Source organism: Psychroflexus maritimus (assembly GCF_011089875.1).
GTDB classification, from domain to species: Bacteria; Bacteroidota; Bacteroidia; order Flavobacteriales; family Flavobacteriaceae; genus Psychroflexus; species Psychroflexus maritimus.
In genome coordinates this window covers 59,956-67,264 of sequence record NZ_JAANAS010000033.1, presented here as the reverse complement: position 1 = coordinate 67,264, position 7,309 = coordinate 59,956, and the positions used below count along the sequence as shown (strand labels likewise).

Genomic DNA, 7,309 nt, shown 5'->3' with positions numbered 1-7,309 from the left:
CTCCGCAATATCCAGATATTACGTCTTAAAAAAGTTCGTATCTTACTATTTAAAACAGTTTTGACAAAGTGAGAATAATCGAACTCAGGTTATTAATAATCACGCAAAGACGCAAAGAAATTTCCCCCACTTTCACTGCCTGCACTGCTTGCGCTGAGTAAAACCAAAGTGAGCTTAGTGGAAGTAACAGAAAGGATTTGTGTAGAGGTTAAAAGGGTGAATTATAAATTAACCAAGTCAATGCAGTTGACTTCTAATTTGAATTTTTCTGCTTTTTTATTGGAAATAAGGAAGGTGATTTGCTTTATTTGGTCAAATTCAAAATTAGATAGATCTAATTTTCGTCCTCTAAAACTGGGGTAAAAATCGGATAACTTTAAGGTTATTTCCTCCCATTCACCTGAAGTTTCAAATTCATGTACATAGGATTGGTATTGAGACATCTCCGATTTAAGTCGGAGTTGATAGTTCTTTTGGTCGCCTTTAAGTTGTACTTTTACATGCGTATATTGTTTTACCTCATCTATTGAAATTTCATGCTGTACCGAAGCAAAACCACCATTGTTTTCTAATGAAACCTTACCTTTAAACTCAAGGTGACCCTCCTGATTAATGCTTACTTCAGAAGAAGATAAGCCTCCCATAACGCCATCGTTTACTATCTTCCATTGGTCAGGATTATAGGCTTTATTAAAATTCACCACTTCTTTACTCATAGCCATCAAAAAAATTAGACTTATTGAACTAATTAGGAACTTCATTTTTTATGCTAAAAGTACAATTATTTTATCAAAAGTAATTTGCTTTCATAAAGTTAGTCTAGTGATTCTATTTTAAATTTGCATTTTAGACATTCATGCAATGAAATTATATAATCCTTTTAAAAGAAAAAGCATTTCGGAGCGAGATAGCGATTTAATTTGGCATCCGCTTACGCAACATAAAACAAGCGGAAACTTATTGGCTATCAAAAAAGCCAAAGGAGCCCTACTTACGGATGAAGATGGAAATGAATACATAGACGGCATAGCTTCTTGGTACACGAGTATGTATGGACACTGTCATCCAGCTATCATTAGTAAGGTAAATCAACAGATGAAGACCTTAGACCAAATTGTATTTAGCGGCTTTACGCATAAGCCGGCTGTGGTTTTAGCTGAAAAACTTTTAGAAATACTTCCTCAAAACCAGAAGAAATTGTTTTTCAACGACAACGGATCTACAGCTACTGAAGTAGGCATAAAAATGGCCCTTCAATACCACCATAATCGTGGCGAAAAAAGAAAGCAAATGCTAGCTTTAGAAGAAGGTTTTCATGGCGATACCTTTGGTGCTATGTCGGTTTCTGGATTGTCTGTTTATAATGGTGCTTTTAAAGATCATTTTATTGAAGTAGTTCGGCTACCAAAACCTATGGGCCATAATAATGATGAAGTAATTGAAAAACTGCAAAAGCTAATTGCAGAAAATTCAATCGCTGGATTTATTTACGAGCCATTAGTGCAAGGAGCAGCAGCTATGAAAACCTATTCAAAAGAGGGCTTAGAGCAAATCCTTGAGGTATGTAAGAAAAATCAAATTATTTGTATTGCAGATGAAGTTATGACTGGTTTTGGTAAAACTGGTAAGAACTTTGCTTCCGATTATTTAAGTCTTCCGCCCGACATTATCTGTTTAAGCAAAGCGCTTTCAGCAGGAATGGTTCCTATGGGAATTACTTCTTGCAGCTCAACAATCTATGAAGCTTTTTATGCCGATGAAGTTGAAAAAGGGCTTTTTCACGGGCATACCTATACAGGAAACCCGCTAGCTTGTGCGGCTGCAATTGCCGGCCTAGAACTTTTAGCATCTAGCGAAATTCAAAACAACATTCAATCTATAGTTGTGGCTCACCAGCAATTTGCCAACGAAATGAGAAATCATCCTAAAGTTGCTGAAATTAGGCAAATTGGCGTAATTCTAGCAATAGACCTAAATGTTGAAATGCAACGTTATGGAAGCTTAAGAGATCAATTGTTTGATTTTTTTATGGAAAATGGAGTCTTTCTAAGGCCTTTAGGAAACACGATTTACATTCTTCCTCCTTATGTTATTAAGAAGGAAGAACTAGAGAAAATATACCAAACCATTAAAGCTTGCATTAAAGAGGTAATCCCAATTAACCAATAAAACTTATTTGTAGAGGGGACAATAAAAGACCGTTTCATTAAAGTGAAACGGTTTTTTTATAAAATCGGATTTATTTATTTGATGATTAATTTGTCTGTATGCGAGTTAGTGCCATTAGAAATTTGCAACAAATAAACGCCAGTTGGCAAGTCAATTTCTACTCGCGTTGAATAATCTAAATTAATTACTTCAGACATTACTTTTCTTCCATTAACATCATATAAATCGAAATTAGCTTCGCCAGACATGATTGATCCAGCATCAATACTCACAAAATTATCTACAGGATTCGGCCAAATTTTAAAATCATTATCATCAAAATTTTGATTGCTAAAGGTGCAATTTGGTGGTAAGTCAAAAGCTTCAGTTTGATCGGCTCTATTTAACGAAGAACCTTGATTGGCAGAAAAACCAAGACCTCTCTCGGCAAATACTTCCCAAATTAAACATTCATTTTCACCATCAAAATTAAGTTGATCGGCAGCTAAAATAGCATCTCTTCCATCAACAAAACCTGGATTACAATTTTGCAATTTTAATCCATCGTTGATGAGTTGCATAGCTATATTATTTCCACCTTGGCCAGTGTATAAATTATCATCATAGCCATATTCATCGATTAGTGCCCAAGTTAAATCCCAAATCATTGTAGCCCAAACAAAACCAATTCCATGGGGTACAAAAATAACATTTTGGTTGTTTGTAGATTCGTAGGTTGCTGGGTTAACTGAAGTATCTGTTGAGTATCTTGCAGGCCTAATTCCTTGGCCTGTTATGGATTGATTCACGGCAAAAGTTCCATAGCCTCTTCCCTGCTCAGCAAAGTCGTCTTCGGTCATGGTCATCATTAGTCCAATCCAATCACTCCAGCCCTCTCCCATTTGTTCTTCATTAAACAAACAGCCGGCTTCACTTGCCCCGCCGGTAAGTCTTGTTGACCATCCATGGCCATATTCATGAGCAATAATGCCGTTATCGTAATCGCCATCAAGAAAGAAAGGACCTTCATTTACAATAGTTGCATTCACCGTAAATTCGTCTTCTAGCGCATCAATTATTAAATTTCCATCAGCAAGAGAAACCATCATAGAGGGGATTTCGATATTATCAGAATCACCTCCCATATTGATAGGTGGCCCTCCTTCGTTATTCACAATAATTACGGCTACGGCTCCTTCTTCTTGTGCTTTTTCTATTTTAGAAACAAACGTACAGCTTCCTCTTCTAATCACAGCAATTTTATTCTCTAAGTCCTGTGGGTTAGCAATTTCTTCACAAGCCAAATACGGATCTATCTGATTTTGGAACTCATCTACCACCAGGACTAAATCTTGAGTAATTGGCTCGGTTGATATAGGAGGGCCAAATCCGGAAGGCAAAGCTACATTCATGCTTCCTTCTAAAGCAGTTGGACTATTGAAGCTCAATACTGAATCAGGTTCTCCAGCAGTGTTCCATAAAAACATTTGCATTCTGGGGTTAAATCCATCTGGAGGTGTTGCAAAGTTAGCGTTATTTATTCCTCCACCGTCTTGTGCATCGGCAAAAACAAAATCATCTTCTACGCCTTCGCCTGAATAATTCGTTGCTTGAAAATTTCCTGCAGCTTCATCAAAACCGTAATAATGCCATACGTCATGAACCAAATTATTCCATACAAACAGGTTGGTAATAGCGGCGTCTTCATAAATTTCTGGCGGGGCATCAAAAGCTAACGGGAAATCAAAAATAAGATCCTCTCCTCCATCTGGAGCATACCCTGCTCCATTTGTTCCGCTTCTATCTTCTTTTGCCCAAACATTATTACCACGTGTTATGGTGTGTTCAGCACCAGGAATTCCATCGGTATCATGCCATCCAAAAGGCGAAGCATCCTCATCGGCGGGGTCAATTAAAAGAGTTCGATTTCCATGATTAGGAGATTCTACGCCCAGCGGATAGGCTTTGTACGAGTTAGGTGAAGTGGTAGGATCGTTTTCAGTAGCTGTAGCAGCATTAAAATTATTTAACGTTGGGGAGCCAACTCGTTCTAAACCTAAATTTTGAAGCTTTGGCTGTTTATAGTTTAGGTTATCATCTGCATGATTATGGCCAAATTCACAGGTTAGCGTCCAATTGTGTTTTTCAATGATTTGTCCAGTTGATGCATCTACTCTAACACTCCACCAACTTTCATCGGTATGAATAGCTACATCCCAAGCCAATCGAATAGTATCATCCTCGACTTGAGGATTGTAATTAGGTTGCAATACAAGTCTAACAGGAATAGGGTCATGAGAGATGTTTCCGGTAGTGTAAATAAATTCGGTTGTTCCTTTAGCCTCAGTAACTTCTAGGCCTAGAGGGCTGTCTATTTCAAGTTGTTGTGCGGCAAAATTAATCGCTTCTACAGGACTTAAGCCTGGCTGCAGTGAACCAACTCTAGAGTGGAGATTAGTTTGGTATGAATGTGCAAAGTGCAAAACTCGACCTTCTCTAACAGCAAAACTGCCAATAGCATTGAAAACAGGAACACCGTTTATGGCTTGAGCTGCATAAACCAACTGAACGTCCATACTTTGAGAATAATGGCTACTCAAAATTTTGACCTCCTCAACATCTTGAGGGGTAAGGCCTTCAGAAGCATAATGATCTGATAAATAATTTAAAATGCTTTCTTCATAACGTTGAGCATTAGATTGAAAGACAAATAAAATCAAAAAAAAAGTGAATAATTTACTTAAAGTCATATTCTATAAATATTTTTTTTAAAACTACAATTTTAGTCCACTTTACAAAACTAACAAGTGTTAATTTTTTTCTTTTCTTCTAGGTTGAATAGTAATTAGCAAGCTTGTTGCGGAAAAAAATACTGAATTAATTCAAGTAAGGACTTAGTAAACATTACATGATTTGCGAATAGACAACGAGCAAGCGAACTAACAAGCGTAAAATCACTTCAGCAGACAAATGAAAACAAATTATTCCTGATAGATTTGCTGGAATTGAACTGTTTTATATTATGATGAAGAAGACTTAAACTTGGTCTTCGGCGTACCAAGTAGCGTAAGCGGTTTCGGTTTCTCTTAACTGAAGAGAATGCAACTGAATGTGGTTTGGAAGTTGAGTTGAAATGCGATGGGCAAAATCTTCAATCATTTTTTCACTAGTGGGCTGGTAATCAACCAAAACAACATTGTTACCAAGCTCTTTTAGTTGCTTAGCGAGGTGTAAATGAGGGGTGTTTTTGTTCAAAATAATTGCGTGGTCCCAGACATCAACTACTTCAGATTTAACAATTTTTTTTAAGTCGCCAAAATCAATTACCATTCCACACTTTACATGCGTAAGATCATCAATAGGCTTACCAATTACGGTTACAGAAAGTTTGTAACTATGCCCATGAATATTTTTACATTTGCCATCATAGCCATGCAATGCGTGTGCTGTTTCAAAGCTAAACTCTTTCGTTATTCTAATCTTAGACATGCTTGTTTAATTATTTTGCAAAGATAGGTTTTAGGGATAAACTAAGCAAGATTTGTAAGGTTTAGGTAGTGGTTTTTTGTTTAATCAACTATTTGATTCTAGCCTAAACTTTGCTAAATTCATATATAAAACTATCTTTGCAGCGCTTTAAAAATGAAGAAAGATGATCAGAAAAAAAATTGCTGAAGTACTAGAGTGTAGTGACATTTTAAAAGAATTTATTGTTTATGGCTGGGTGAAATCATTTAGAAACAATCAGTTTATTGCTTTAAACGATGGATCTTGCTTGCAAAATTTGCAATGTGTTTTAGATTTTGAGCATACTTCTGAAGCAATAATTAACGATATAAACATTGGAGCAGCACTTGAAATTAAAGGAGTTCTTCAAGAAAGTCAAGGGCGTGGACAACGCGTTGAAATACAAATAAGTGAGCTAACTGTTTTAGGGAAAGCCGATCCTGAAGAGGTTCGAAAAACTATACTTTCCCCTAAAAAACACAGTTTAGAGAAATTAAGAGAACAAGCCCATCTTCGGGTTAGGACAAATACCTTTGGCGCGGTTATGCGTTTGCGGTCAAAGCTTTCATTTGCTGTGCATGATTTCTTTCAACAAAAAGGCTTCAACTATGTACACACTCCAATTATTACAGGATCTGATGCTGAGGGAGCAGGAGAAACCTTTAAAGTAACTAACTTCGATTTAAAAAACATTCCTACTACAGAGCAAGGTGAAGTTGATTTTAGTCAGGATTTTTTCGGAAAGGAAACAAACTTAACAGTAAGTGGTCAATTAGAAGCTGAAACTTTTGCTTTAGGCTTAAGCGATGTTTATACATTTGGGCCAACCTTTAGAGCAGAAAATTCGAATACGTCAAGGCATTTAGCCGAATTCTGGATGATTGAGCCAGAGATGGCATTTTGTGAGTTAGATGGAAATATGGATTTAGCTGAAGAATTCATTAAATACGTGCTTAATTACATTGTTAAAAATTGCCCTAAAGATTTAGAATTTTTAGAAAATAGGTTGCTTGACGAAGAAAAAAACAAACCTAAAGAACAACGTTCTCCAATGCCGCTTCGCGAAAAGCTAAACTTTGTTATTGAAAACAACTTTAAACGAGTTAGTTATACTGAAGCCATTGATATCCTTAAAAATTCGAAGCCTAATAAAAAGAAAAAATTCAATTACTTAATTGAAGAGTGGGGAGCCGATTTACAAAGTGAACATGAAAGATATTTAGTTGAAAAACACTTTAAATGTCCAGTTATTTTATTTGATTATCCAGCCTCTATAAAAGCATTTTATATGCGTCTAAATGAAGATGGAAAAACAGTAAGAGCCATGGATGTTTTGTTTCCTGGAATTGGAGAAATGGTGGGAGGTTCGCAACGGGAAGAACGCTATGAAGTATTAGTAGAAAAAATGAAAGCCTTAGCAATAGACCCCAAAGAATTATGGTGGTATCTTGAGACTCGTAAATTTGGCACTTGTAAACATAGTGGCTTTGGATTAGGTTTTGAGCGTTTGGTTTTATTTGCCACAGGAATGACTAATATTAGAGATGTAATTCCTTATCCTAGAACACCACAAAATGCGGAGTTCTAAACAGAAAAACTTATTAATTTTGCTTTTTATTGATCACACAAAATTGAAATTTAATTCCGTAATTTT

General features: G+C 36.2%; 5 protein-coding genes. 2 read left to right on the top strand and 3 right to left on the bottom strand.

Annotated features, from left to right (window positions below; genetic code table 11):
* Positions 1 to 221: 221 nt before the first annotated feature.
* Complete coding sequence (locus G7034_RS03110) at positions 222 to 761, bottom strand: CIA30 family protein (protein ID WP_166399502.1); 540 nt, start codon at positions 759 to 761, stop codon at positions 222 to 224.
* Between the two features lie 100 nt (positions 762 to 861).
* Between G7034_RS03110 and bioA the strand changes: the two genes are divergently transcribed.
* The gene (bioA, locus tag G7034_RS03105) at positions 862 to 2,169 is read left to right on the top strand and encodes an adenosylmethionine--8-amino-7-oxononanoate transaminase (RefSeq protein WP_166399501.1); all 1,308 of its coding nucleotides are present in this window, start codon (positions 862 to 864) and stop codon (positions 2,167 to 2,169) included.
* Between the two features lie 74 nt (positions 2,170 to 2,243).
* Here bioA and G7034_RS03100 read toward each other — a convergent pair whose 3' ends face one another.
* Together G7034_RS03100 and G7034_RS03095 are read right to left on the bottom strand one after the other, a co-directional pair.
* A complete protein-coding gene (locus G7034_RS03100; RefSeq protein WP_166399500.1) occupies positions 2,244 to 4,898 on the bottom strand; it encodes a T9SS-dependent M36 family metallopeptidase in 2,655 nt (884 codons plus the stop codon).
* 286 nt (positions 4,899 to 5,184) lie between these two features.
* Positions 5,185 to 5,637 carry a 6-pyruvoyl trahydropterin synthase family protein gene (locus G7034_RS03095; protein ID WP_166399499.1) on the bottom strand — a complete coding sequence of 151 codons (453 nt, stop codon included), beginning with the start codon at positions 5,635 to 5,637 and terminating at the stop codon, positions 5,185 to 5,187.
* A 163-nt stretch (positions 5,638 to 5,800) separates the two neighbouring features.
* On the opposite strand from G7034_RS03095, the gene asnS reads away from it, so the two are divergent.
* Entirely contained in the window at positions 5,801 to 7,243 is a 1,443-nt protein-coding gene (gene asnS / locus G7034_RS03090) for an asparagine--tRNA ligase (protein ID WP_166399498.1), read from the top strand.
* Positions 7,244 to 7,309: the final 66 nt, after the last annotated feature.